Below are 23730 nucleotides of genomic sequence, written 5' to 3'. Positions count from 1 at the left end.
TCACCGTGGTCGAAAAGCTTGATGACGAGCTCATGGCGCTGGCGGACGGAGAGGCCTTTGTCCTTGTCCCCGTTGTCACGGGAAAATCTTCGGAAGAACCGGCTTCTGAGGAAAAATCGTTGGCAAGAGGGGCCCAGGAACGGGAGCAGACCTCCCCTGCGGCAGAATCCTCATGGCACTGGTATCTTCACCCTCGTGAACCCATAGCGAGGGCGATTCATAACCCCCAGGAGACAACTCCGGGGACTTGGTAGGGGAACAACAACCATTGGTGGAAACCATGACATTTTTATTGTCCCAAACCGTCCCAAAAAGGTGACATTTTCATTGGCTGTTTACACGCCGCGGCGAGGTTCCGTCCTTATTGGGGACGCACCGTGAGTACCGGCATGGGCGCGGCTTTGATGACTTTTTCCGCCACCGAGCCAAAAAGGAGTCGGTTGAGGCCTTTGCGGCCATGGGTGGCCATGACGATGAGGTCCGCTCCGCGGGCCTCGGCTTGACGGACGATTTCTTCGGCCGCGTCGCCGCTCACTACCATCCCTTCGGCCGTGAAGCCGGCAAAGTGTTTCTGCACGAATTCCGCCATGACTTTTTCGGCGCCGCTGACGATGTCTCCCACGAGTTGCGGAATGGACGCCGTGGGGAGGTCGAAGATTTCATACTGGATCATGGACGGTGCCACATACAAGGTAATGATGCGGGCGTCGAAGGTGCGGGCGAGTTCGGCCACCAGTTGGGTGACCTTGGCGTCGTCGTCCGAGAGGTCCACGGGATAAAGAATGGTGCGGAACATGATGCCCTCCAGGGGTTGCGGTTGGAGAATGCCCCCTCCTTAACGGGGATGCGGCATTGGGGTAAAGAGGAATTTTATTTTTTGGCCATGGCGCACAAGTCGGACTTCCGTGCTCGGATCTCTTGACAGGCGGGTTGGGCGCGGTGCAGATATTTGGCTGGACTGCCAAATTAACATCCGTAAGGAGGTATTATGAGCGGCGTCAGCCAGCGTCTTTCGGTTCTGGATCGGTTTTTGACCGTATGGATCTTTCTCGCCATGTTTGTGGGCGTCGGTCTGGGCTACGGGGTGCCTGCGGTGAAGGACGTGGTGCAGGCTCTGCAAGTGGGAACCACCAACATTCCCATCGCCATTGGACTCATCCTGATGATGTATCCACCCTTGGCCAAAGTACGCTACGAGCAATTGGGGCAGGTGTTCCGGAACACCAAGGTCCTCACCCTGTCCTTGGTGCAAAACTGGATTATCGGGCCGCTTCTCATGTTCGCCTTGGCCATAGTGTTCTTGTCGGGATATCATGAGTATATGGTGGGCTTGATCCTTATCGGCCTTGCCCGCTGTATCGCCATGGTCATTGTGTGGAACGATCTTGCCAGCGGCGACCGTGAGTATTGCGCTGGACTCGTGGCGTTCAACTCTGTGTTTCAAGTCCTCTTTTTCTCGGTGTATGCCTATATCTTCATCTCCGTCTTGCCCGAGGTGTTGGGGTTTGGGGGCATGGCTGTGGATGTCTCCATGGCCGAGATCGCCAAAAGCGTCTTCATTTATCTTGGAATTCCCTTTATCATGGGGCTGATAACCCGGTACGGCGCCATTGCCTGGAAAGGGCGGTCGTGGCTGGAGAGCGTTGTTTTGCCCCGCATCAGTCCCCTCACGCTCATCTTTCTGCTCTTCACCATTGTGGTCATGTTCTCCTTCAAAGGCGAATACATCGTTGCCTTGCCTATGGACGTTATTCGCGTGGCGATTCCGCTCTCGGTATATTTCCTCGTCATGTTCGTGGTCTCTTTTTTCTTGTCCATGAAGGTAGGGGCGACCTATGAACAGACCGTGACCTTGAGCTTTACCGCAGCGTCCAACAACTTTGAGCTGGCCATCGCGGTGGCCATCGCGGTGTTCGGCATCAACTCTGGGGAGGCCTTCGCCGCGGTTATCGGGCCCTTGGTGGAAGTGCCGGTGCTCATCAGCCTGGTCAATGTGGCCTTGTGGCTCAAGAAGCGGTATTTTCCTTACGCGGTGCAAACACCCACGGGGGTCTGCCACGTGACGTGCAAGCCCTAAGGAGGTCCCATGCGTATCCTGTTCTTGTGTACCGGCAATTCGTGCCGCAGCCAGATGGCCGAGGCGTGGACCCGTGCGTTGCACCCGCATCTGGAGGCCTACTCTGCGGGTGTGGAGAAGCATGGGCTCAATCCGTGGGCCATGCGGGTCCTCAAGGAAGCCGGACTGGATACTTCAAGGCTTTTTTCCAAAACCACAGACGAACTCCCGGTGCAGGAGTTCGACGTGGTCATTACCTTGTGCAGCCACGCCCAGGAGAACTGCCCGTTCTTTCCAGGAGCCACACGGCGCATGCACCGGGGATTTGACGACCCGCCGCGGATGGTGACCCCGGATATGGACGAGGCCGAGATCCTTGGCGTGTATCGCCGGGTGCGGGAGGAAATCCGTCGGTTTGTGGAGCGGTTGCCCGCGGAAATCGGCGCGTCCGCCTAGCAGTTCTTGCTCACGGTCCCTTTTGCCCCGCTCTGCGGAGCACCAAACGCTTTTGGTGCTTGCGGAGGCGGGGTTTTTTCGTCATAGGAGATGAAAAGAAATGGTGACAAGGAAGGCCCATGGGCGGGTGGACGGAGATATGCTGGGCAGGTTGGCGGCGCGGCTGGACCGTGGCGCGGATGCTCGCGGGCTTGCTGGCCGTGGTGCTGCTGGCCACTGTAGGCCTGTACCTTCTGGAAGGCCCGTCGCGGCTTTCTTTGGCCGATGCCTTGTGGTGGGCCATCGTGACGTTGTCCACGGTAGGGTATGGCGATGTGGTCCCGACCACGGTGGGCGGCCGCGTCATGGCTGCCGTGGTGATGGTCGGCGGTGTGGGCGTGCTGAGCGTGGTGACCGGGCAGCTCGCGTCTTCTTTCATGGACTACCGCTCTCGGAAGCGGAAGGGGTTGCTTGCTGTGGATGTGAATCAGCATGTGGTGCTGATGGGGTGGAACGCCTTTGGTTTGGATCTCCTCGGGGCCTTGCAGGCAAGCCATGTGGTGGGACGGGGGAGATCCGAGGTGGTTATCGTCACCTCCCTGCCGCAAGAGGAGCGTGAGGCCATTGCCTTCCAAATGGGCTTGGGCGAGGGCCTCCATTTCGTCTATGGCAACCCGGTGCATGAAGGGATCGTGCATAAGGCCCGGCCTGCGTGGGCCAAGCTGGTGTATCTCCTTGCCCGGGACGATATCCCCGCGGCGGAGGCCGACCAGCAGACGCTCTGCGCGGCCTTGGCCGTGCGGGAGCTGGCGCCGTCCGTTCCCCTGTATGCCGAGGCCATGACCCCCGAGGGCCGGAAAAATTTGATGCGTGCCGGTGTGGATCATGTGTTGGTGCGTGGGGAACTGGAGACCCGCATCCTGGGCATCATGGGGGCTCATGCCGCCATGGGCACGGTCTTGGAGCAGATGATCGGGGTGGGTGGGGATTCCTTGCTCGCCTGCCGGAGGCTGAGCGCGGAAGAAAAGACCATGACCTGGGGCGAGTTTTTCGCTTCGGCCCGGCGCCGCGGGGAGCTCCCGGTGGCGCTGTGCCGCGTGGGGCGCTCGCTCTGTTTGGAAAATATCCTGGACGAGACTTCGGCCCTGGATCAATTCATCCTCGAGCTCTTTCATTCTTCCGGCCAAAAGACGGCCCTGGGGATGGCCGGTCCGCAAGTGCTGACCAACCCTGAAGACGCCCTGTTCCTCGACAGCTTTGACGCAGTGGTGTTCTTGCATCCCCCGAACTAGCGGGAAACCCTATGGACGATTGGAGTCGCATTCCCCTCTTTCGGGACCTCGCTGCATCGGAGCTTCTGGAACTCCAGGAGGTTTTCTGGCCGGTGGAAGTGCCGGCAGGCAGAAACCTCGTCACCGAAGGGGAGGTGGGCACGGAGATGTATATCCTGACCCAAGGTCGGGTGCGCATCAGTAAATCCATGCTCGTGGGAAGTGTCGCCTTGCCGGCTCTGGCTGTGGAAAATCCGCGTAAGGTCTTGGCCGTGCTCGATGGATCGCAGTTTCCTCTCATCGGCGAGATCGCCCTCATCGATCGTGACGTGCGCTCCGCCACGGTGTTCGTGGAAGAGGATGCACGATTTTTGGCTACAGACCGAGAGCATTTTTTGGACCTTGGTCGACGCAGTCCCGCCGTCGCCTTTCGTCTGCTCTTGGCCGTGGCCGAACGTCTTGCAGGCACGGTGCGGCGGACCAACCGTGAGGTGATCAAGCTGACGACCGCCCTCGCCCTCGCTTTGGATCGTCTCGCGCGCTAGATGCTGCCTTCTCCCCCTGGAATCAGTACAATCCCGCAAGCATGGCTTGGATGTGGGAGGTGACGTGGCGCTGGAATGTTGGCTCCAGCACGATGCGGGAGAGCTGCTCTTGGGGCAGCACTGTGTGACAAGAATCGTGGAATGTCTCTAATTTTTCTGCAGTATAATTCCATGTTCCATTGCGTTGAATGCAATGCGCCATCTGATTTGCGGCAAAAATGATGGAAAGGCATTGAATGAGTTCTTCTTTCCATTTGAATTCGCTTGCATGCGCCCATCCAGGATGGTGGTGGAAGAGGATGAGATTTATTAAATCGCTGTCGAGCTGGATGTTTTCATTCAAAATTTTTGCCGCGTGGATGTGGGTTGTCGCGAAAATCTGTGCTTCTTCAGAGGGAGTTCTGGGATAATCGGGGGCGGTTTTCGCCTGGCACAGCGGGATGAGGAGGAGTTTTCCGATATCATGCATGAGCGCTGCGGTGGAGAGCATGCCTCCGTCCAAGCGCGGTAGTGCCTTGGCAATGGCCGCAGTGATGGCGGCGGTGGTCGCCATGTGTTTCCAGACTGATTGGAAGAGGCGCTGGTGGTGCTCGCTCCGGTAGAGATCCTGGGGCAGGAGGCCGTAGGCCACGAGGTTTTTGATATTGGCGAGTCCTAGGATGGTCACTGCGGTGTGCACGGATTTAATGGTGGAAATGGTGCGAAAAAGCGGGGAGTTGGCGGTATGGAGCACGCGCGCGGAAAGGGCAGGGTCGTGGGCGACCATGCCAGCGATGTCCTGCATGCGGACGTTGGGGTCGTGGAAGGGTGCAAGCGAGGTTTGGAGCCCGGAGAGACGCTGGAAATGCTGTGCGAGGTGCTGGATGGCGGTGTGTGCGGTGGTTGAGAGCGGTTCGTGGGTCGCGTCGCGGTCGAGGTGCGCCGCAGGCCGCTTCCCGCTGTAGAGGTGGTGAATGATCCGGGCGAGGGTTTCGTGAGCCGGGTCGACAGAAGTCGGGGCGATTTGGGGAAATGGGGCCTCTTCTGAGGAAAAGGATGGCCGAGTCCTCATGGCGGGCCGGAATATCCACCAGAAGAGAAGTCCGGCGACAAGGGTGCCTGTGGTCAGGAGGAAGATGCCCATGGCGGCTCCTTGAGCAAGGGATTTCGAGGATATCTTGAGCTACGTTGGGGCCGCGGAGGTGTCAATAGCATCAAAATGAAGCGGCCCCGAAGGGCCGCATGGTGTTCATTCTGCTGCGGGGTCGAATCCACATTGTCGGAGGAGCCCCATGCCTCCGGGCACGTCGAGGGTGTCCCTACGTCCTGCCGCGTGGAGGATGCGCTGCGCTTCGTAGGAACGTCCACCCGTGTTGCAGATGAGGAGTACTTTCTTGTCCTGAGGCACCTCGGCAAGGCGGTCGCGTAACTGCCCCTGGGGGATGTTTTTCCAGAACTCAGGGTGCTTGGTCACATATGGTTCGGCGTTCCCCCATTCCCGGCAGTCGATGCAGAGGATGTTCTCTTGTTCGCGGTTCTGCCAAAGCTGCATGAAGTCCTCTGGCGAGATGGGATCGCAGCGGCCATGGAGAATGTTGTCTGCGGCGTTGGCTGCCATATTGAGAACGTCCATGGCTGCGGCGTAGGGGGGCGCGTAGGTGACTTCCAGGTTGCTGATGTCCGCCAGGGTGGGGCGGAATTTGAGGATGGCGGCCACGGCGTCGATGCGGGCCTTGAGGGAGTCGCCGTTGGCGCAGGCCCCTTGGATTCCCAAAATCCGGCCCGTGCCGCGTTCGAAGACGATCTCCAGGGTCACCATGTCCTTTTTGGGGAAGAAGTGGGCGTGGTCGAATTGCGCCACCTGGGTGCTTTGGGCGTCGAAGCCTTCGCGTCGGGCCATAGGGAGGGACAGGCCGGTGCCGGCAAAGGCGTAGTCGAAGAGCTTGAGGATGAAGGAGCCGACCGCGCCGTCGAAGGTCTCCCGGCCTCCGGCCACATTGGTGCCGATGACCCGACCCTGGCGGTTGGCGAGGGAGCCCAGCGGATAGTATCCAGGCTTGCCGGTGACGAGGTTTTCCACCACCACGCAGTCGCCGCCGGCGTAGATGTCCGGATCCGAGGTTTGCATGGTCTTGGACACGATGATGCCGCCGCGCTCATGGCAGGTGAGGCCCGCTTGGCGGGCCAGCTCGTCATTGGGCACGACCCCTACGGCAAGGATCACCAGGTCTGCGGCCAGTTCGTGCTTGTCGGTGCGCACCCGCGTCACCCGGCCGTCGCCTTCCATGGCCAGGACTTTTTCCCCGGTATAGACGGCGACGCCTTTCTCTTCCATGTGGTGCTGCGCGATGCGCGCCAAGGTGGGGCTGATGAATCCAGGGAGCACCTGGTCCATGACTTCCACCACCGCGGTCTCGATGCCCCACATGTCCGCCAAGGCCTCGGCCATTTCCAGGCCGATGAAGCCCGCGCCGACGATGACGGCGGAACTCACGTTGCCGCTGGCTACGGCCTCTTTGATCTGGATGGCGGCCTCCAGATCGGAAACCGTGTACACGCCCGGAAGATCCCGGCCGGGGATGGGCAGGACGCGGGGGGTGCTGCCCGTGGCGAGGACGAGCTTGTCATAGGGCAAGTCCTCTTCGCGTCCGTCAGGGCCTTGGACGCGCACGGTTTTGGTCTTGCGGTCGATGGCCAGAGCTCGGGTTTGGGTGCGGACGGTAAAACCCTTGCAGGAGCGGAAGAACTCCACGTCCCGGACCATGTGGAAGCTGGTTTCTTGCAGTTGGGTGTGGTCGGAGACGTCGCCGGAGACGTAGTACGGGATCCCGCAGCCTCCGTAAGAGATCAATGCGTTTGCATCCACGAGGGTGACGTTGGCTTCGGGGGTTACGCGTTTGACGCGGCAGGCCACTTTGGGGCCGAGGGCCACGCCGCCGATGACCACGACGTTCATGAGGTTCTTCTCCTTGTGGTTTGGTTGCCGACAACGAACGCCCTGTCGTGTACCCGAAAAGTGCGGCCAAGGGTAGTGTCTGGCGAGAATATTTTATGCGGACTGGATGTGTCCAGATTTTTCGCGGCTTTTCCCTTTGACCGTAGGGGGCATCGTTCTTATGTTTTGACCGCATTGTGGAAAAACAAGGAGTATCCCATGGAAGAAACCATTGATGCCATTACCCTCGATTGGTGGGACGAGCACGGCGTGCAGCGGGTGCGGCAGCTGCGCAAAGAGGTGCTCTCCCGCGGGGCGTGGACCACTATCGTGTTTGCTTTTCAGGAGCTGGCGCGGGACGGAGAGACCTGGGGGCCGGTGAAATTTCGGCTGGTACGCTACCAGAAGCGGGGCGGACGGTTTTTGCCCCAATCCAAGTTCACCTTTTCGTCTTCGAAGCAGGCGCGTCAGGTCATCGCTGCGCTCGGCCAATGGCTCGAGGAATTCGACGGGGAGGAGTAAACCGTGATCGATCCGGTGACGCTGCCCACTCAGGACACCCAGCAGGAAGAAGAGCTCCAAGAACCCCGCTGGTATCGAGTGCTGCTCCACAACGACGACTACACCACGATGGAATTCGTAGTGCATGTGTTGCAGTCCGTGTTTGGCAAAACCGAGGCTGAGGCCTATGCCATCATGATGCGTGTCCATAAGGAAGGCATCGGGGAATGTGGCGTCTATACTGCAGAGATAGCGGAAACAAAAGTGCAGCTTGTGCACTCTTTGGCGCGCAAGAATTCTTTTCCTCTTCGAGCCTCCATGGAGGAGGTGTGACATGATGCTGAGTCCGGAATTGGAACGTATCGTTGCCAAGGCGGTTCGTGAAGTCAAGATACGGCAGCATGAATTTTTGACTCTCGAGCATCTTTTATACGGATACATCAAAGACGAATACGGAAAAAGTATCCTCGAAGGGTGTGGAATCGATATCACTCGGCTTGAGGAGCAGCTGCATCGATTCTTTTTGGAGCACATGGAAATCGCGCTGCGTCCGGAGTATGAGATCGTCCAGACAGCCAGTGTGCAGCGGACCATGCAGCGCGCCGTGCTCCATATTCAATCTGCAGGAAAGCAGCATATTCGTCCAGGAGATTTTCTCGCCTCCATGCTGGAGGAAGAAGATACCTTTGCGGTGTATTTTCTCAAATCCCAGGGGCTGACCCGGCTTGCCGTGCTGGAATACATTTCCCACGTGCAGCCGGAAGAAGAAACCGCCACGCGGGGAAGCGACGCCCCGCAGCCGACGTTTTTGGAAAAATACACGGTGGATCTGGTGCGTAGGGCCCGGGAGGGCCGCATCGACCCCCTGATCGGTCGGGACGTCGAGATCGAGCGGACCCTGCGCATCCTTGCCCGGCGCAAGAAGAACAATCCGGTGTTCGTGGGCGATCCCGGGGTCGGGAAGACGGCGGTGGTGGAAGGCCTTGCCCTGCGCATCGCCCAGGGTGAGGTGCCGACCATGTTTCGGGAGGTGCGCCTTTTTGCCCTGGACATGGGCGCGCTGGTGGCGGGCACCAAGTATCGGGGAGATTTCGAGGCCCGGCTCAAGGGCGTGGTGACGGAACTCCAGAATATTCCGGGCGCCATTTTGTGCGTGGACGAGATCCACACCATCGTCGGCGCAGGCGCCACCAGCAGCGGGACGCTGGACGCCTCCAACATCTTGAAGCCGGTGCTCGCCTCGGGTGAGATCCGCTGCATCGGCACCACCACCTACGAGGAGTACAAGAACCACTTCGAAAAGGACCGGGCCCTTTCGCGACGGTTTCAGAAGGTGGAGATTCTCGAGCCCAGCGTGGCGGATACCGAAAAGATCCTGTTGGGCCTGCGGGAGCGCTACGAGGCCCATCATGGGGTGCGTTACCAGCCCTCCGCCATCCGCGCCGCGGCGGAGCTTTCCGCCCGGCACATCACGGAGCGGTTTTTGCCGGACAAGGCCATCGATGTCCTCGATGAAGCGGGCGCGGCCTTTGCCCTTTCCGGAGGCAGGCGGCGAACGGTCACCCGGGCGGATGTGGAGCGGATCGTGGCGCGCATGGCGCGCATCCCCAGCGAGCGCCTGGAGTCTTCGGACCGCGAGCGGCTGGCGCGCCTGGACGCCCGGCTGCGACAGCAGGTCTTTGGGCAGGACGAGGCCGTGGATGTTGTGGTGCAGGCCATCAAACGTTCCCGCGCCGGGCTCGGTCCTCAGGAGCGGCCCGTGGGCTCGTTTTTGTGCATCGGCCCCACCGGCGTAGGCAAAACCGAGCTCGCCCGCCGGCTGGCAGAGGCCTTGGGCGTGCCGCTTCTGCGCTTCGACATGAGCGAATACATGGAAAAGCACGCCGTGGCCCGGCTCATCGGCGCCCCTCCGGGCTATGTGGGGTTTGAACAGGGCGGCCTTCTCATCGATGCGGTGCGCAAGAATCCCCATTGCGTGCTCCTCCTCGACGAGATCGAAAAGGCGCATGAGGATATGTTCAACATCCTCTTGCAGGTCATGGACCACGCCACCCTCACGGACACCTCCGGTCGCAAGGCGGATTTCCGCAACGTGGTGCTGCTCATGACCTCCAACGCCGGCGCCCGGGAGATGCAAAGCGCGGTCATCGGGTTCGCCTCGGCAGGGGAGGACGAGCGCACCCACCGGGGTATGCAGGCCGTGGAGCGGCTCTTTAGTCCGGAGTTCCGCAACCGTTTGGATGCCGTTGTCCCGTTCCATGGGCTCTCGCAGGAGGTCATGGAGCGCATCGTGGACAAGCTCATGGCCGAGCTCGCCGCCCAACTCGCCCCCAAAAAGGTTCGCGTGGCGCTGACCGATGCTGCTCGCGCCTGGCTTGCCCAGCGTGGCTTCGATCCCGCGTTTGGAGCCCGGCCCCTGGGGCGGCTGCTGCAAAAGGAGATCAAAGATCCCTTGGCCGATGCCATCCTCTTTGGTCCCTTGGCCGGGGGTGGGGTCGTGACTGTGGATGTGGACGGCGACCGCCTCTCGTTTCAGTACGATCGGTAATATGGCCGTCGCGTTTCTCCTGCCGGGAGCACCATTCCCGTCTCCTGCCAGTGCCGAGGACGACGGGCTTCTTGCCGTGGGGGGCGACCTCTCCCCGGCGCGGCTTTTGGCCGCGTACCGGCAGGGGATCTTTCCGTGGTATGGTGATGGGCTCCCGATTTTGTGGTGGAGTCCCCATCCGCGGCTCATCATCGAGCCGGGTCGCGTCCACGTGCCTCGGCGCCTTGCCCGGGTACTGCGTCAAGGCCGTTTTACCGTCACCCTGGATACGGATTTTCCCGCAGTGATTGGCTGGTGCGCCTCCGTCCCCCGGCCTGGAGGGCTGGGGACTTGGATTGTGCCGGCCATGGAGGCGGCCTATCGGCGTTTGCACGAGCTCGGGTTTGCTCATAGTGTGGAGGTGTGGCGCCATGGGCGCCTGGTGGGCGGACTGTACGGCGTGGCCTTGGGCGCGGTCTTTTTCGGGGAGTCTATGTTTCACGTGGAACCCGAGGCGTCCAAGGTCGGCTTTGTCACCCTGGCCTGGGCTTTGGCCCGCTCGGGCTACCAACTCATCGATTGCCAGCAGACCACGCCGCACATGGTGCGTCTGGGCGGGTTTGAGGTGTCGCGGGAAGAGTTCGCCCGCCGCCTGGAGGCCGCAGTGCATCTGCCGACCCAGCAGGGGCGGTGGCGGCTGGAAGGAGGTACGATTGTCTGTGCATCATGACGCGCCGCGTCCGAGCCGCACGCAGCGCAAACGGGCGGTGGAGGCCCTGCAGCGCTTGGGAGAACGCCTGGTGGCGCTCTCGCCTGCCGCGCTTCGACAGCTCGCGCTCCCCGAGGAATTGGAAGACGCCGTCGTGGCATGCCACGGCATGCGTTCCCGGGAGGCGCGCCGCCGGCAAATGCAGTATATCGGGGTCGTCATGCGCAGGCTCGACGCCGATGTGGTGGCCCGTTTACTCCGGATCCTGGATGTCGGGGATCTCCATGGGCTCGTGCTGGGCGAGGTCGTAGAGTCCGTGCACCGGGAAGGGTAATTGGTAGCCGGGGACCTGTTCCAGCCGAATGCGGCCGATGTCTTTGCCCTCGGGCATGGAGCGCAGGGCCCGGATGCCGGGCGGAAGCGGAAACGGCAGCGCGCCGGTGCGGATGGCGGTGAGCCGTTCGCCGTAGCGTTCCGCGATGTAGTGGACAAGTGCCTCAAGTTCTTCGGGGGTGAAGGTTTCCAGGATCACCTCCCGGGTTTGCTCCATGGCGTCGTCGTCTCCGGGCTCCACGAGCTCTTCCCACAGCCAGTCGGCATCTTCCCCTTCGTCCCAGAAGGGGCGAAACAGGTGGACATCGACGTTTTTGCGTCCCTTGAAGCTCTTGATGGTGATCTGTGCGGTGCGCCCCCGGGGACAGGGGAGCGAGGGGGGATCGTGGCGGATAATCTCCATAGGGCCTCCTTGAGTATTGGCGGTATCCCCTAGCATGTCTCGGGGGGGCAGGGCAATCGGTTCGCTCGAGGGCCTTTGGTCCGCGAAGTGAGTACCGACGGTTCTTGTGTGCCAAGAAAGGCGCCGCCGAGGGGCCGTATTTTTGGAGATGCGGCGCCGTTCGCCGCGTACGGGTGGAAAGCGCGGGGCTTTGTACACTAAAAATCCCCCATGGCGAAAGCCATGAGGGATACGTGCTGGTGGTGCCGGGGGACAGAATTGAACTGCCGACACGGGGATTTTCAGTCCCCTGCTCTACCGACTGAGCTACCCCGGCGAAGCGAGAGCTCCTTTAGAAGAGGGAGCTGCGTTTGGCAAGTCTTTTTTTTCGGGATGTTCGAAAAAAGTGGTGTGGGCTTGCGGCTGGCGGCCCTCCGCTTCGGAGCGCGCATCGGACTAGTGGTGATGCTCGTGCTCTTTGGGGCCGTGCTCCAAATGGATGAAGTAGATGATGACGCCAAGGGCACTGAGGGCCAAAGCCAGGATGAGACCGGAAAACATACGCACCTCCTTTGGAAATCGAATTTGGAGTCCGCTAGCGGGAGTCTTCGGGAATTTCAAGGCTGGGCTTGTGTTGCTTTGGGGTGATTCTTGGCCTAGGGCGGGGCGAGATGCGTTTTTGAGGAGGGAGTATGCGTAAGATCACGTGGGCGGTGGCGCTGGTGCTGTGGAGTGCTGCGGCCTGGGGTATGGATATGGAGGAGGCGGTGCGGGCCGGTCTGGCGGCGCATCCGTCCATTCAAGCGGTGCGGGAAGCCCTGGACGGTGCGGCCTTGGGCGTGCGCACCGCGCGCGGCGCCTTTGGGCCTGCGGTGAGCGTGGAATACGGGTACAACCGCCTGGACGAGGCGCCGCAACTTTTGGGCTACCCGGCAGGCACGCGGGACAATTGGCAATTGACCCTGCGGGTGGATCAGCCCCTCTTTACGGGCTTCGCCCTGCTTTCGGCCTTGGAAAAGGCCAAGCTGCAGGAAGTGGAACTCGGTTCGCGCCTGGAGTATGCCCGCGAGCAGCTCGCCCTTGCCATCCGGGAGGCGTTTCTCGGCCTGTTGCAGGCCCGGGCAAGCCGCAAGGCGGCGGAAGACAGCCTGGAGCGCCTGCGGGCGCACCTTCGCCGCAATCAGGCCTTTTTTGAGACCGGGCTGCGGCCGAAACTGGATGTGCTCCAGGCGCAGGTGGAAGTGAGCCGGGCGGAGCAGGCGGTGGTGGCAGCGGACAATGCCGTGGCCGTGGCGCAGGCGCGTCTGGAGACGCTTCTGGCGGCCAAGGCGCCGGTGGAGTTTTTGGGAGAGCTCGATTTTCAGCCGTTTTCGCGGAGCTTGGAGGCGTGTTTGGACGCCGCGTTGGCGCAGCGGCCGGATATCCGCATCGCCCAGCTTGCGGTGGACACGGCTCGACAGGAGGCGCGTCTGGCTGCGTCGCCTTTGTATCCCCAGGTGAGCGCCCGCTTCGAATACCAGCGCTCCGGCGATGACCCCTCGGTGTCCGGCGACACCTACCACACCCCGAGCGCCTGGCAGGCTCAGGCAGGGGTGCGATGGAAGATCTTCGACTGGGGGCAGACCTATTTTACGGCCCAGCAGGCGGAGAAAAACGTGCGCCGCCTGGCCCAGGAGTACGAAGCCTTGCGCCTGGAGGTCCAATATGAGGTGCGGCAGCGCTATCTACAGATCGCCGAGGCCTCCAAACGGTTGAAGACCGCCCAGGACGGCTTGGCCGCCGCCAAGGAGAGTTTGCGCATGGCCCAGGCCCGCTACGAGGCCCAGGTGGGTACCAATACGGATGTGCTTGACGCTCAGGCCGCCCGCACCGAGGCCGAAACCCGGGTGATCCAGGCCTTGGCCGACCACCGCTTGGCCGTGGCGCGACTCTTGGCCGCCATGGGCGAGGGCCGTCCGTCCACCCCGTAGGGGATTATTCGCGCGCCGTCTCGCTCCGGCGGCTTTTGCGGCGCGGCTGGGTGCGCTCTGCCAGGCAGGCGAGTTCGGAGAGGCGTTCGTCCACCTGGGCAAAGAGAGAGCCCGGGGAGAACCGGCCGTTTTTGCAGCGCACGCCGGCGCGCATGCCCGTGAGGATCTCCATGGCTTCTTCGATGCAGGAGACCGCGTAGATGTGGAAGCTGCCTGCGCGGATGGCCTCGAGCACTTCGTCCTTGAGGACCAGGTTGTCCACGTTGTCCCGCGGCACGATGACCCCTTGGGTCCCGGAGAGGCCGTGGCGGCGGCAGACCTCGAAAAATCCTTCTACCTTGGCGGCCACCCCGCCCACGGCCATGATGGCGCCGCTTTGGGAGATGGCGCCGGTGAAGGCGAGATCGAGCCGGATGGGAACGCCGGAGATGGCCGAGAGCAGGGCCGCCAGCTCCGCGCCGGAGGCGGAGTCGCCATCCACCTCGGCGTAGCTCTGTTCAAAACAGATACTGCCCGAAAGCACGATGGGCTTGTCTTGGGCAAAGCGATTGTAGAAGTAGCTCTTGAGGATCATCATCCCCTTGGTGTGGATGGGGCCGCCGAGCTCCGCCTCCCGTTCCAGATCCATGATTCCGCCGTGGCCAACGCCCACAGTGCAGGAGATCTGGTGGGGCAGGCCCATGACGTACTCGCCGATTTGGGTCACGGAAAGGCCGTTGGCCACGCCTACTTCGCGGCCGTGGGTGCGCACCTTGATGATGCGGCGGTCGTAGTCGCGCAGGAACTCTTCGTGGTAGAGACCATTGCGGTAGTCGCGCTCGCGCAGGGTTTCGCGGATGATCTCCGCGTCCACGACGCGCACGTTGCGCGCGCGGGCCACGGCTTCTGCCTCGATCATGACTTCCCGCTGGAGGGCGAAGGCCAGCGCCAGGCGCGTGCGGTCTTCGGCCAGGCGCGTGGCGTGGTCGATGAGGGCGGCGTAGGCGTCCTTGGTGAATGGCCGCCGCCGCTCGTGCCGAAGCATGGTGTCGAGCGTGTGGGCATAGGCCTGGATGGACGCTGCGTCACGGTCCACGGTTTCTTGGATGTGCGCCTTGATTTTGAAGAGTTTGCGGAAGCGCTCGTCGTTGGCGTAAAGGATTTCGTAGGTCTCGTCGTCACCGATGAGGATGACCTTGACGCGCAGCGGCACCGGCGCCGGCGAGATGCTGTGGGTGCGCAGACTGTCGAAGTGATCGCTGGGGTCTTCGAGCCGAGAGAGTTGGGTGCGCAGGCAGCGCAGCAAACCTTCCCAGGCCAGGGGATGGCCCATGAGGTCGTCCACGCGCAAGATGAGATAACCGCCGTTTGCTTTGTGGATGGCTCCGGGGCGGATGAGCGTGAAGTCCGTGTAGAGGGATCCCCATTCGGTCTCGCGCTCGATGCAGCCGAGGAGATTGGCAAAGGAGGGATTGATCTCCTGGACCACCGGGGCGCCCTGGGTCTCGGCATTGTCCACGAAGAGATTGACTTCGTAGCGCTGGAAAAAGGAGTCGAGGTACGCCTCCGGCGACGGCTCTTGCGGAGTTTTGGGCTCGTGCTCTGGTCGCCCCTGGTAACGATCGAGGTTTTCCAAGATGTCTTCGCGCAGTTGGTCGAGGTGGGTAAGCACGGCCTTGTGCTGCGCGAATTTGCGGCGCACGGGCGCCAGCAGACGGTCCACGAGGCTTGCCCCGTGGGCGGCTTCCAGGCGTTGCTCTTGGATGCGGAACTCCTGTTCGCAGCGATTCACCTGGCGGGTGAGGTCGGAAATGGCGGTGAGCACGGCGCTGCTTTGGGCCTTGATGTCTTTTTTGCGCGGCGCATCGAGACGGTCGTACTCCTCCGAGGTAAGGACCTTGCCTTCCACCAGGGGAGTCAGCGAAATGCCCCCGGTGCCGTCGATGGCGAGGCTGAAGCCGTGACGGCCCGCCGTCTCCTCCATCTTGCCCATGAGATCTTCCCGGGCGGATGCCAGTTGGGCAAGGAGCTTGCTTTGGGATCGCTGATAACTTGCCTTTTCGAAGTGCCGCGGCAGGTCGCGGCGCAGGCGACGCATGGCCCGCTGGAGCATGTCCTTGAGGATGCGGCCGTGACCGGCGGGCAACGACAGGAGCAGGGGACGGTCCGGATCTGTGAAATTATGGACGTATACGAGATCGGGCGGCGTCGGTTCCTTGCGGGCGCGTTCCTGCACGAAGCGCTCCACGAGATAGGTGCGCCCCAGCCCCGGAGAGCCGGCGACGTAGATGTTGTATTCCTTGTCCGGGATGCTGGTCCCTCGCTCCAAGGCGCGCAGCGCCCGGGCTTGAAAGAGGTCTTCGGGATGCGGGGGCTGGCCTGGCCGCCACGTGCGCAGCACGCGCCTGGTGTTGGTGGAGAAGCCCAGTTCCCGATGACGGAGAAGACAGCGTTTGATGGAAGGCAGTGTTGGCATGGACTGTCGCATAAAATGGCTTGTGCCTCCCGGCAAGAACATTTATTACTTCTTTGTTTATAAAGACTTTTTTGGGGCGCTGTCAAAAAACGGTGTCTTCTTTCGGAAAACAAAACTTTCATTGACGGCCGCTGGGGCTTGTGCTAGCCGGGGCTCCGATTTGTGATTTGTTGCACAAGACCGCGGTTCCCGCAGGGTGGTGCTCATGTTCTTTGGGAAAAAGAAGAACGACTTTTTCGAGCTGTTGGGTATGGCCTCGGTGATGGGCATCCATTTGGTGTCCGGGGTCATCGTGGGGCTGGTCATGGGGTACTACCTCGACAAATGGCTGGGCACCAGGCCGTGGCTGCTGGTCGTTTTTCTGATTTTTGGCATCATCGCGGGATATCGGAATATGTTTCGGGAGATGCAGCGCATTCAGCGCAAGGAGAAGGATGCTGCACGCCATTGAGTCCATGCTCTACCGGTGGGGGTATTTCGTCCCGGAAGTCCGCCGTATGGTCGCCCTGCAGCTGGCAGTGGCGGCGGTCGCGCTGATGCTGTTGCCCTTGGGCGGCTGGGGGCGGGACTTCTGCATCGGTGCCGTGCTGGGGACCCTCAATTTCCTTGCCCTGGCGCGGTTCATTCAGGAGTTGGTGTTTCTCCGTCGGGGTGCGGTGCTGTCGCTGCTCGTGGGGTTTTATGCGCGCCTCATCCTCACGGCGGTTGCGCTGTATGTCGTCTTGATCCTGTGGCATGCGTCCGTCGCCATGGTGCTCATGGGACTCGGCACAGTGATCGTGAATATTTTGCTTTGGGGAATTGTTCATTTTCTGGGGAGAACATCTAAGGAGGCTTGAAGCATGGCTGGAGGATTGCATCCCATTTTTCTCGTGGAGGAGGCGGTCAAGGCCATCGGCTTGGTGGATGCCCATGGGCATGCCCTCATTCCGACCCATGTCCTGTATTCCTGGACGTTTATGGCCGTACTCATCACCTTGTCCCTCCTGGCGACCAAGAATCTCTCCTTGGTGCCGCGAGGGCTGCAGAACTTTTTTGAGTTTCTCATCGGGTCTCTTGAGAATTTCGTCGTGGCCAATATGGGAGAAGATGGCCGCAAGGTGTTCCCTGTGCTGGCGACGCTGTTCATCTACATTTTGTGCAGCAACGTCGGCGGCTTGATCCCCGGCGGCGATGCGCCCACCGCCAATATCAACACCACGGCGTCCATGGCGGTGTTCGTGTTCGTCTATTATCAGTACTGGGGATTCAAGCTTCATGGACTGCATTATATCAAACATTTTACTGGTCCTATGATCTGGATGGCCCCCTTGATGTTCCCCATTGAGGTCATCGGACACTTTGCCCGCATGCTTTCGCTCTCGCTGCGTCTTTTTGGAAACATTCGCGGTGAGGATATCGTGCTGGCGCTGCTCTTCATTCTCGCGCCGGTGGTTTCGACGGTGCCCATGTATTTCCTGTTCATGCTGGCTGACGTCATTCAGGCCTTCGTATTCTTCATGTTGTCCATGCTCTATCTGAAGGGCGCGTTTGAAGAAGCACACTAATTTGTGGGGAATTGGTCTTTTGACCGTAACATTATCTTCATGGAGGTTTTTGATCATGCGTAAAGGAATTCTGTCTCTGCTCTCCACTGTGGCGCTGCTGTTCGTGGCCTCTTCCGCCTTCGCCGCTGGTGCGGATCCGGCTCTGGCTTCCAACATCGCTATGGCCACCGCTTTCGGCATGGCTATCGCCGCCGCTGGCTGCGGTATCGCTCAGGGCCTGGGCCTGAAGGCTGCTTGCGAAGGCACCGCCCGCAACCCCGAGGCCTCTGGTAAGATCACCGTGACCATGCTCATCGGTCTGGCCATGATCGAGTCTCTGGCCATTTACGCCCTGGTGGTGAACCTCATCCTGCTCTTCGCCAACCCCTTCGTTGGCTAATACGCTGTCCGCAAAACGGGGAGGTGTCATGCCTCCCCGTTTTGTCCTGAGACATTTTTTCGTCCTGTCCTATGCATCTCAAAAGTGACCATATTCCGCGTGCCACTATCCAGCGCCTTGCCGTGTATGTGCAGGTGTTGGAGTCGCTGTTGCAGGCGGGTCAGGACGTGATCTCCTCCGAAGGCCTGGCGCAGGCATGCGGGGTCAACTCTTCGCAGATTCGCAAAGATTTGGCGTATTTTGGTGAATTCGGCGTGCGCGGGGTCGGCTACCGCGTGGCCGATCTCTTGGCGTCCATCAAAAAATCCTTGGGCATTGACCGTACCTGGAATGTGGCCCTCGTGGGGGTCGGCAACCTTGGCCGCGCCCTTTTGCGCCACGGCATATTTCGGCGGCGGGGATTTATCTTGGTGGGGGCCTTCGACTGTGATCCCTTCAAGATCGGCGAGGAAATCGCCGGCCTGGAGGTCGTTTGCTCCCGGCGTCTGAAAGAGAAGGTGGCGGAACTCGGCATTGAGATCGGCATCATCACGACGCCTCCGGAACGGGCGCAGCGGGCGGCCAATTATCTCGTAGAGGCCGGGGTCAAGGGTATCGTCAATTTCGCCCCGGCGCGTATCGAAGTCCCGGACACGGTGGCCGTGGAGTACGTGGACTTCGTGCATCATCTCTTTTCCGTTGCTTTTTCCATCACTCTCGGCGAGGCCAAAGCCCAACCGTAGCTCCGGCAGTCGCCGTGCCTGGGGTGTGTTTTGGGACTTGCGTTCTCTTCGTCTCTGGGCTATGCGCTCACCCTCTTTTATTTTGAGGAGGTATTTTTATCATGAAAAAGGATATCCATCCCCGGCTGTACGACACCACGGTGCGTTGTGCCTGTGGCTATGAATTCCAGACCAAGTCTGTGGCCGGCGAGCAGATGAACGTCGAAATTTGTGCGCATTGTCATCCGTTCTTTACGGGTGAGCAGCGCTTTGTGGACTCTGCAGGCCGCATTGATCGTTTCCGGAAAAAATACGCGAACATCAAGAAATAGCCTCGGGCATGATTCACAAGATCGAGTCGTTGGTCGCCACTTTTCGGGATCTGGAGCGGGAGCTCAGCGCCCCGGATGTGGTGGCCGACCCGGAGCGGTACAGAAAGCTCGCCAAACGTCATGCGGAGCTCGCAGAGATTGTTGCCGAGTACGAGGCGTATCGCACCGCCCAAAGTCAGCTTGCCGAAGCGCGGGAGATGGCCAAAGATCCGGACCCCGAGCTTTCGGCGTTGGCGGCGGAAGAGGTGACGGCGCTGGAGGCGCAGCTCGAGCACAGTCTGAGCCGCTTAAAGATTCTGCTTTTGCCCAAGGATCCATTGGATGAGAAGAATATCATCCTGGAGATCCGTGCGGGCACCGGGGGCGAGGAGGCGGCGCTTTTTGCTGCAGACCTTTTTCGCATGTACAGCCGGTTTGCGGAATCCCAAGGGTGGCGCGTGGAAGTGGTGAGCGCCAGCGAGACCGGCACCGGCGGATTCAAGGAAATCATTGCCTCCATTGCCGGGGACCGGGTGTACAGCCGTCTCAAATACGAGTCCGGCGCACACCGGGTGCAGCGCGTTCCTGCCACGGAGAGTCAGGGGCGCATTCACACCTCGGCGGTGACGGTGGCCATTTTGCCGGAAGCCGAGGAAGTGGACGTGCACATCGACCCCAATGACATCCGTGTCGATGTCTTCCGTTCTTCCGGACCGGGAGGGCAATCGGTGAACACCACGGACTCGGCCATTCGCATCACCCATTTGCCCACCGGTATCGTGGTGTCGTGCCAGGACGAGAAGTCGCAGCACAAGAACAAGGCCAAGGCCCTCAAGGTGCTTCGTTCGCGGCTGCTCCAGGCCGCTCAGGAAGAATCCAAGCGCGCCTATGATGAAACCCGCAAGGCGCAGGTGGGCTCCGGCGATCGGTCCGAGCGTATCCGCACGTACAACTTCCCCCAGGGTCGGGTGACCGACCACCGCATCAATCTCACCTTGTATAGCCTCGATCAGGTGATGGACGGCGGGCTCGACCCCATCATCGATGCCTTGATCCAGCACTATCAGACAGAAGCCCTCAAAGAACTCTAATCCTCCCGCATGGCCCGCATCGCAGAGATCCTGGCCTATTGGGAAGGTCGATTCATGGAAGCCGGGGTGGATTCGCCGCGGCTTTCGGCGCAAGTCCTTTTGGCCCACGTGCTCGGCGTGGACCGCATGCGCCTGCTCGTAGATCGCGCGCAGGCCGCGCATGCCGTGGCGGAGGCGTCCATGGCGGCCTTGGCCGCGCGGCGCTTGCGCGGGGAGCCCGTGGCCTATCTGGTGGGGGAAAAGGAATTTTACGGCCTCGCCCTGTCGGTGTCGCCTGCGGTGTTGATTCCACGGCCGGAAACCGAAGGTATCGTGGACGTGGTGCGCCGGCATGTGTCTCCGGGCTTTACTGGCTGCGTGGTGGATGTGGGTACCGGCAGCGGGGCCCTGGCCGTGGCTGTGGCCACGGTGCTCCCACAGGCGCGGGTGCTGGGCACGGATACGTCTGCCGCAGCGCTGCAGGTCGCTGCCGGCAACGTGCGGCGTCATCGTTTGGAGGGGCGCGTGCGCCTGGCGCGGATGGATCTGGTGAGCGGGGTGAACCTTGCACGCTGTGCAGTCCTGGTGGCCAATTTGCCCTACGTGCCCCAGGGCCGGGAACTGTCCCGAGAAGTGCTGCTCTTCGAGCCGCACACCGCGCTTTTCGCCGGGCCGGATGGACTTGATGCATACCGGCGGCTGCTGCCTCAGCTTGAGGGGATGCCTCCGGGCGCGCTTGTGGTGTGCGAGGTGGACGCCTCCCACGCCGAGGCGGCGTTGGCTCTTGTCCCAGGACGGGCGCAGCGAGCATGGGTGGAGCCGGATCTTGCGGGCCTGCCGCGGTATGTGATTGTTGTTTTTTGACGACAATGCGGCGTTTTTTGGCAACAAGGGCATGCGGGCATCGGGAAGAGTGTCCTTAAAAAAGCGGTAATTTTACATAGTTGAATTATGGCATGGTTGATGCAAGAATAAAGACCATGCAACGAGAAACAACACTCCTTTCTCCGTTCCGGTGTGCAGGCGTAGGGCTCCATAGCGGTGAGCGCGTGGAAATCGTGGTGCGTCCAGCCCCGGAAGGCTCAGGGATCCGTTTTTCGCTCTCCAGCCCTTCGGGGCGAGTGATCGTGGCGCCGCGGCCGGACAATGTCGTGGCGACGGTGCTGGCTACCACGGTCGGCTCTGCGCAGGCGCGGGTGGCGACTGTGGAGCACCTCTTGGCCGCGCTGGCAGGGATGGAAGTGGACAATGCCTTGGTGGAAGTCCATGGCGGGGAGATCCCCATCATGGATGGGAGCGCCCTGCGTTTTGCTCGACTCATCGAGGCCGCTGGTGTGCGGCAGCTGGATGTGCCGCGACGGGTGGCGCGCATTTGTCGTCCTGTGGCCTTCGCAGACGGGGACCGCTCCATTCGTGCCTATCCCTATCCTGGGTTGCGCATTGAGTACCGTATCCGTTTTGCGCACCCCAGTGTGGGGGCGCAGTCGTACTGCTTTGATGCCACCCCGCAGTCTTTTTTGCGGGAGATCGCTCCGGCGCGGACTTTTGGCTTTGCGCAGGATGTGGAGCGGTTGCGGGCGGCTGGTTTGGCCCGCGGAGGGTCGCTGGCCAACGCGGTGGTGTTCGGAGACGCCGGAGTTCTCAATCCAGAAGGGTTGCGCTTTGAGGACGAGATGGTGAGACATAAGATCCTCGACTTCTTGGGGGACATGGCCGTGGCGCCGTACCAGCTGCGCGGGCGCTTCGTGGTGGAGCGCTCCGGGCATGAGGCGAATAACCGTTTTTTGCGTTGGCTTTTTGCCCATGCCGAGGAGTATTTGGAACTCAGTGAGACCGAGGACCGCCGTAGATGCGCCCCTGCGCAGCCGATGCCTGCTCCCTGGACCTTGGGTCCTTCGGGGGTTGTGGTCTAGCTCGTGCGAGGTGTGTGTCTGTCCGGGGCGGGCGCCCCGGATTTTTTTTGGACAAAATGCACGAGGCAAGCAAAAAAAGCTTGCCAAGCACATGGGAAGTCACTACAAGCGGCCTTCTCCGAGGGCTGGCGTAGCTCAACTGGCAGAGCAGCTGATTTGTAATCAGCAGGTTGCGGGTTCGAGTCCCATCGCCAGCTCCAGGGAGTAGAGATGGAGGGGTTCCCGAGTGGCCAAAGGGAACAGACTGTAAATCTGTCGGCGGATGCCTTCGGAGGTTCGAATCCTCCCCCCTCCACCATACGCAGTAGGAGACAGTTTCGAGCTGTTGTTTGACTACGAAGAATCGCCGGGCGGGAGTAGCTCAAGTGGCTAGAGCATCAGCCTTCCAAGCTGAGGGTTGTGGGTTCGAGTCCCATTTCCCGCTCCACTTGTTTTTCTTCATGCAGCCCGTCCGCTCGAAAATTTCGTAATCCTGCAGCGTAGCCCATGCAGTGTAATATCCAGGGATATATATTCTGTTTTTTTTTTGAGAGGGGGCAAAGATTATGGCGAAGCAGAAATTTGAACGGAAGAAGCCGCACGTCAACATTGGCACCATTGGGCACATTGACCATGGGAAGACGACGCTGACGGCAGCGATCACGAAGATTGCGAGCTTGCGCGGCCAGGGCCAGTATGTGGGTTTTGATCAGATCGACAAGGCCCCGGAAGAGAAGGAGCGTGGCATCACCATTGCGACGGCGCACGTGGAATACGAGACCGAGAAGCGCCACTACGCCCACGTGGACTGCCCTGGTCATGCGGACTACATCAAGAACATGATCACGGGTGCGGCGCAGATGGACGGCGCCATCATCGTGGTTGCGGCCACGGATGGTCCCATGCCGCAGACGCGGGAGCATATTCTTCTGGCTCGTCAGGTGGGCGTGCCCTACCTGGTGGTGTTCCTCAACAAGGTGGACCTTGTGGACGACGAGGAGCTCATCGAGCTGGTGGAGATGGAGGTGCGCGAGCTTTTGACCAAGTACGAGTTCCCTGGGGACGACGTGCCGGTGATTCGCGGTTCGGCGCTGAAGGCTTTGGAGTGCGAGTCCGTGGATTCTCCGGATGCCAAGCCTATTTTGGAGCTGCTGGACGCGTGCGACAGCTACATTCCGGATCCGGTGCGTGAGATCGACAAGCCGTTTTTGATGCCCATTGAGGACGTGTTCTCCATCTCGGGCCGTGGCACGGTGGTGACCGGTCGTGTGGAGCGCGGCGTCATCAAGGTGGGCGATGAAGTGGAGATTGTGGGTTTCCGTGAGACCCGCAAGACCACGTGCACGGGCGTGGAGATGTTCCGCAAGTTGCTTGACGAAGGTCAGGCTGGGGACAACATCGGTGCGCTGCTGCGCGGTGTGAAGCGAGACGAGGTGGAGCGTGGCCAGGTGTTGGCCAAGCCGGGATCCATCACGCCGCACACCAAGTTTGTGGCCGAGGTGTACGTCTTGAGCAAGGAAGAGGGCGGCCGTCATACGCCGTTCTTCTCGGGGTACCGTCCGCAGTTCTACTTCCGCACCACGGACGTGACGGGAGTGGTGACCCTCAACGAGGGCGTGGAGATGGTGATGCCGGGCGACAACACCACGTTCCACGTGCAGCTCATCAATCCTGTGGCCATGGAGAAGGGTCTGCGTTTCGCCATCCGCGAGGGTGGTCGTACCGTGGGCGC

The 23730-nt window shown here is 61.0% G+C and carries 25 protein-coding genes and 4 tRNA genes; 23 read left to right on the top strand and 6 right to left on the bottom strand.

Translation table 11 applies throughout. The features are described from left to right. Positions 1-361 precede the first annotated feature (361 nt). Complete coding sequence (locus BR00_RS00910) at positions 362-796, bottom strand: universal stress protein (RefSeq protein ID WP_496475741.1); 435 nt, start codon at positions 794-796, stop codon at positions 362-364. A gap of 192 nt (positions 797-988) precedes the next feature. Between BR00_RS00910 and arsB the strand changes: the two genes are divergently transcribed. The 4 genes from arsB (at position 989) to BR00_RS00890 (ending at position 4307) form a co-directional block, all read left to right on the top strand. After that, the gene (gene arsB, locus BR00_RS00905) at positions 989-2077 is read left to right on the top strand and encodes an ACR3 family arsenite efflux transporter (RefSeq protein WP_496475740.1); all 1089 of its coding nucleotides are present in this window, start codon (positions 989-991) and stop codon (positions 2075-2077) included. A 9-nt stretch (positions 2078-2086) separates the two neighbouring features. Then, positions 2087-2512 carry an arsenate reductase ArsC gene (locus tag BR00_RS00900; protein ID WP_496475739.1) on the top strand — a complete coding sequence of 142 codons (426 nt, stop codon included), beginning with the start codon at positions 2087-2089 and terminating at the stop codon, positions 2510-2512. Positions 2513-2631: 119 nt separating this feature from the next. Next, a complete protein-coding gene (locus BR00_RS00895) occupies positions 2632-3783 on the top strand; it encodes a potassium channel family protein (protein WP_496475738.1) in 1152 nt (383 codons plus the stop codon). 11 nt (positions 3784-3794) lie between these two features. Further along, on the top strand, positions 3795-4307 hold the full coding sequence (locus BR00_RS00890; protein WP_496475737.1) for a cyclic nucleotide-binding domain-containing protein: 513 nt from the start codon (positions 3795-3797) through the stop codon (positions 4305-4307). A 22-nt stretch (positions 4308-4329) separates the two neighbouring features. Here the strand turns inward: BR00_RS00890 and BR00_RS00885 are convergent, their stop codons facing one another. Both BR00_RS00885 and BR00_RS00880 read right to left on the bottom strand, forming a co-directional pair. Then, positions 4330-5430: an HDOD domain-containing protein gene (locus BR00_RS00885; protein ID WP_496475736.1), complete on the bottom strand. Its 1101-nt coding sequence runs from the start codon at positions 5428-5430 to the stop codon at positions 4330-4332. A gap of 105 nt (positions 5431-5535) precedes the next feature. After that, complete coding sequence (locus BR00_RS00880) at positions 5536-7242, bottom strand: FAD-dependent oxidoreductase (RefSeq protein WP_496475735.1); 1707 nt, start codon at positions 7240-7242, stop codon at positions 5536-5538. Between the two features lie 198 nt (positions 7243-7440). On the opposite strand from BR00_RS00880, the gene BR00_RS00875 reads away from it, so the two are divergent. The 5 genes from BR00_RS00875 to yjgA are packed head-to-tail and all read left to right on the top strand — an operon-like array spanning position 7441 to position 11292. Continuing rightward, positions 7441-7743 carry a hypothetical protein gene (locus BR00_RS00875; RefSeq protein WP_496475734.1) on the top strand — a complete coding sequence of 101 codons (303 nt, stop codon included), beginning with the start codon at positions 7441-7443 and terminating at the stop codon, positions 7741-7743. Positions 7744-7758: 15 nt separating this feature from the next. Next, positions 7759-8055: an ATP-dependent Clp protease adaptor ClpS gene (locus BR00_RS00870; RefSeq protein WP_496475744.1), complete on the top strand. Its 297-nt coding sequence runs from the start codon at positions 7759-7761 to the stop codon at positions 8053-8055. Between the two features lie 4 nt (positions 8056-8059). Beyond that, positions 8060-10270, top strand: coding sequence for an ATP-dependent Clp protease ATP-binding subunit ClpA (gene clpA / locus BR00_RS00865; RefSeq protein ID WP_496475743.1), 2211 nt, complete (start codon positions 8060-8062; stop codon positions 10268-10270). Position 10271: 1 nt separating this feature from the next. Further along, on the top strand, positions 10272-10979 hold the full coding sequence (aat, locus tag BR00_RS00860; RefSeq protein WP_496475733.1) for a leucyl/phenylalanyl-tRNA--protein transferase: 708 nt from the start codon (positions 10272-10274) through the stop codon (positions 10977-10979). Continuing rightward, entirely contained in the window at positions 10969-11292 is a 324-nt protein-coding gene (gene yjgA / locus BR00_RS00855; protein ID WP_496475742.1) for a ribosome biogenesis factor YjgA, read from the top strand. Before aat ends, yjgA begins: the two co-directional genes overlap by 11 nt. Here the strand turns inward: yjgA and BR00_RS00850 are convergent. Together BR00_RS00850 and BR00_RS00845 are read right to left on the bottom strand one after the other, a co-directional pair. Continuing rightward, entirely contained in the window at positions 11212-11694 is a 483-nt protein-coding gene (locus tag BR00_RS00850; RefSeq protein ID WP_496475732.1) for a hypothetical protein, read from the bottom strand. The genes yjgA and BR00_RS00850 overlap by 81 nt on opposite strands. Positions 11695-11934: 240 nt before the next feature. Continuing rightward, positions 11935-12010, bottom strand: a tRNA-Phe gene (locus BR00_RS00845). Between the two features lie 355 nt (positions 12011-12365). Here BR00_RS00845 and BR00_RS00840 point away from each other — a divergent pair. Next, complete coding sequence (locus tag BR00_RS00840) at positions 12366-13643, top strand: TolC family protein (protein ID WP_496475731.1); 1278 nt, start codon at positions 12366-12368, stop codon at positions 13641-13643. Between the two features lie 4 nt (positions 13644-13647). Here BR00_RS00840 and BR00_RS00835 read toward each other — a convergent pair whose 3' ends face one another. Next, positions 13648-16098, bottom strand: a complete 2451-nt coding sequence (locus tag BR00_RS00835) for a Lon protease family protein (protein ID WP_496475730.1) — start codon at positions 16096-16098, stop codon at positions 13648-13650. A 205-nt stretch (positions 16099-16303) separates the two neighbouring features. Here BR00_RS00835 and BR00_RS00830 point away from each other — a divergent pair, with 205 nt between their 5' ends. From BR00_RS00830 to tuf, 13 genes are all read left to right on the top strand, one after another. Then, positions 16304-16549: an AtpZ/AtpI family protein gene (locus BR00_RS00830; protein ID WP_496475729.1), complete on the top strand. Its 246-nt coding sequence runs from the start codon at positions 16304-16306 to the stop codon at positions 16547-16549. Beyond that, positions 16533-16937, top strand: coding sequence for an ATP synthase subunit I (locus BR00_RS00825; protein WP_496475728.1), 405 nt, complete (start codon positions 16533-16535; stop codon positions 16935-16937). Before BR00_RS00830 ends, BR00_RS00825 begins: the two co-directional genes overlap by 17 nt. A 3-nt stretch (positions 16938-16940) precedes the next feature. Continuing rightward, entirely contained in the window at positions 16941-17645 is a 705-nt protein-coding gene (gene atpB, locus BR00_RS00820; protein ID WP_496475727.1) for a F0F1 ATP synthase subunit A, read from the top strand. 55 nt (positions 17646-17700) lie between these two features. Continuing rightward, positions 17701-18024, top strand: a complete 324-nt coding sequence (gene atpE, locus BR00_RS00815; protein WP_281751172.1) for an ATP synthase F0 subunit C — start codon at positions 17701-17703, stop codon at positions 18022-18024. 71 nt (positions 18025-18095) lie between these two features. Further along, positions 18096-18746 (top strand): redox-sensing transcriptional repressor Rex, encoded by a 651-nt coding sequence (locus BR00_RS00810; protein WP_496475726.1) that lies wholly within the window; start codon positions 18096-18098, stop codon positions 18744-18746. 101 nt (positions 18747-18847) lie between these two features. Then, positions 18848-19057, top strand: a complete 210-nt coding sequence (gene rpmE / locus BR00_RS00805; RefSeq protein ID WP_496475725.1) for a 50S ribosomal protein L31 — start codon at positions 18848-18850, stop codon at positions 19055-19057. Between the two features lie 8 nt (positions 19058-19065). Further along, positions 19066-20127 (top strand): peptide chain release factor 1, encoded by a 1062-nt coding sequence (gene prfA, locus BR00_RS00800; protein ID WP_496475724.1) that lies wholly within the window; start codon positions 19066-19068, stop codon positions 20125-20127. A 9-nt stretch (positions 20128-20136) separates the two neighbouring features. Beyond that, a complete protein-coding gene (gene prmC / locus BR00_RS00795) occupies positions 20137-20970 on the top strand; it encodes a peptide chain release factor N(5)-glutamine methyltransferase (RefSeq protein ID WP_496475723.1) in 834 nt (277 codons plus the stop codon). A 116-nt stretch (positions 20971-21086) separates the two neighbouring features. Then, positions 21087-22019 (top strand): UDP-3-O-acyl-N-acetylglucosamine deacetylase, encoded by a 933-nt coding sequence (gene lpxC, locus BR00_RS00790; RefSeq protein ID WP_496475722.1) that lies wholly within the window; start codon positions 21087-21089, stop codon positions 22017-22019. A gap of 124 nt (positions 22020-22143) precedes the next feature. Further along, a tRNA-Thr gene (locus BR00_RS00785) sits at positions 22144-22219 on the top strand. Positions 22220-22231: 12 nt separating this feature from the next. Beyond that, a tRNA-Tyr gene (locus BR00_RS00780) sits at positions 22232-22317 on the top strand. Between the two features lie 52 nt (positions 22318-22369). Next, positions 22370-22446: transfer RNA gene (locus tag BR00_RS00775), tRNA-Gly, on the top strand. Between the two features lie 118 nt (positions 22447-22564). Next, positions 22565-23730: elongation factor Tu (gene tuf, locus BR00_RS00770; RefSeq protein ID WP_496475721.1), on the top strand; the 1166-nt coding region annotated here is incomplete at its 3' end.

It is taken from the genome of Thermodesulfomicrobium thermophilum DSM 16697 (assembly GCF_059568695.1).
The sequence above is the reverse complement of the archived record's forward strand: the minus strand, read 5'-3'. Positions and strand labels throughout refer to the sequence as shown.

Coding starts and splice junctions, on each gene's coding strand:
- BR00_RS00830 (WP_496475729.1), top strand. CDS start 16,304: ATGTTCTTTGGGAAAAAGAAGAACGACTTTTTCGAGCTGTTGGGTATG.
- clpA (WP_496475743.1), top strand. CDS start 8,060: ATGCTGAGTCCGGAATTGGAACGTATCGTTGCCAAGGCGGTTCGTGAA.
- BR00_RS00890 (WP_496475737.1), top strand. CDS start 3,795: ATGGACGATTGGAGTCGCATTCCCCTCTTTCGGGACCTCGCTGCATCG.
- BR00_RS00840 (WP_496475731.1), top strand. CDS start 12,366: ATGCGTAAGATCACGTGGGCGGTGGCGCTGGTGCTGTGGAGTGCTGCG.
- BR00_RS00825 (WP_496475728.1), top strand. CDS start 16,533: ATGCTGCACGCCATTGAGTCCATGCTCTACCGGTGGGGGTATTTCGTC.
- BR00_RS00850 (WP_496475732.1), bottom strand. CDS start 11,694: ATGGAGATTATCCGCCACGATCCCCCCTCGCTCCCCTGTCCCCGGGGG.
- BR00_RS00835 (WP_496475730.1), bottom strand. CDS start 16,098: ATGCCAACACTGCCTTCCATCAAACGCTGTCTTCTCCGTCATCGGGAA.
- rpmE (WP_496475725.1), top strand. CDS start 18,848: ATGAAAAAGGATATCCATCCCCGGCTGTACGACACCACGGTGCGTTGT.
- aat (WP_496475733.1), top strand. CDS start 10,272: ATGGCCGTCGCGTTTCTCCTGCCGGGAGCACCATTCCCGTCTCCTGCC.
- prfA (WP_496475724.1), top strand. CDS start 19,066: ATGATTCACAAGATCGAGTCGTTGGTCGCCACTTTTCGGGATCTGGAG.
- BR00_RS00885 (WP_496475736.1), bottom strand. CDS start 5,430: ATGGGCATCTTCCTCCTGACCACAGGCACCCTTGTCGCCGGACTTCTC.
- lpxC (WP_496475722.1), top strand. CDS start 21,087: ATGCAACGAGAAACAACACTCCTTTCTCCGTTCCGGTGTGCAGGCGTA.
- BR00_RS00810 (WP_496475726.1), top strand. CDS start 18,096: ATGCATCTCAAAAGTGACCATATTCCGCGTGCCACTATCCAGCGCCTT.
- arsB (WP_496475740.1), top strand. CDS start 989: ATGAGCGGCGTCAGCCAGCGTCTTTCGGTTCTGGATCGGTTTTTGACC.
- atpE (WP_281751172.1), top strand. CDS start 17,701: ATGCGTAAAGGAATTCTGTCTCTGCTCTCCACTGTGGCGCTGCTGTTC.
- BR00_RS00895 (WP_496475738.1), top strand. CDS start 2,632: ATGGGCGGGTGGACGGAGATATGCTGGGCAGGTTGGCGGCGCGGCTGG.
- BR00_RS00875 (WP_496475734.1), top strand. CDS start 7,441: ATGGAAGAAACCATTGATGCCATTACCCTCGATTGGTGGGACGAGCAC.
- prmC (WP_496475723.1), top strand. CDS start 20,137: ATGGCCCGCATCGCAGAGATCCTGGCCTATTGGGAAGGTCGATTCATG.
- BR00_RS00880 (WP_496475735.1), bottom strand. CDS start 7,242: ATGAACGTCGTGGTCATCGGCGGCGTGGCCCTCGGCCCCAAAGTGGCC.
- atpB (WP_496475727.1), top strand. CDS start 16,941: ATGGCTGGAGGATTGCATCCCATTTTTCTCGTGGAGGAGGCGGTCAAG.
- BR00_RS00910 (WP_496475741.1), bottom strand. CDS start 796: ATGTTCCGCACCATTCTTTATCCCGTGGACCTCTCGGACGACGACGCC.
- BR00_RS00900 (WP_496475739.1), top strand. CDS start 2,087: ATGCGTATCCTGTTCTTGTGTACCGGCAATTCGTGCCGCAGCCAGATG.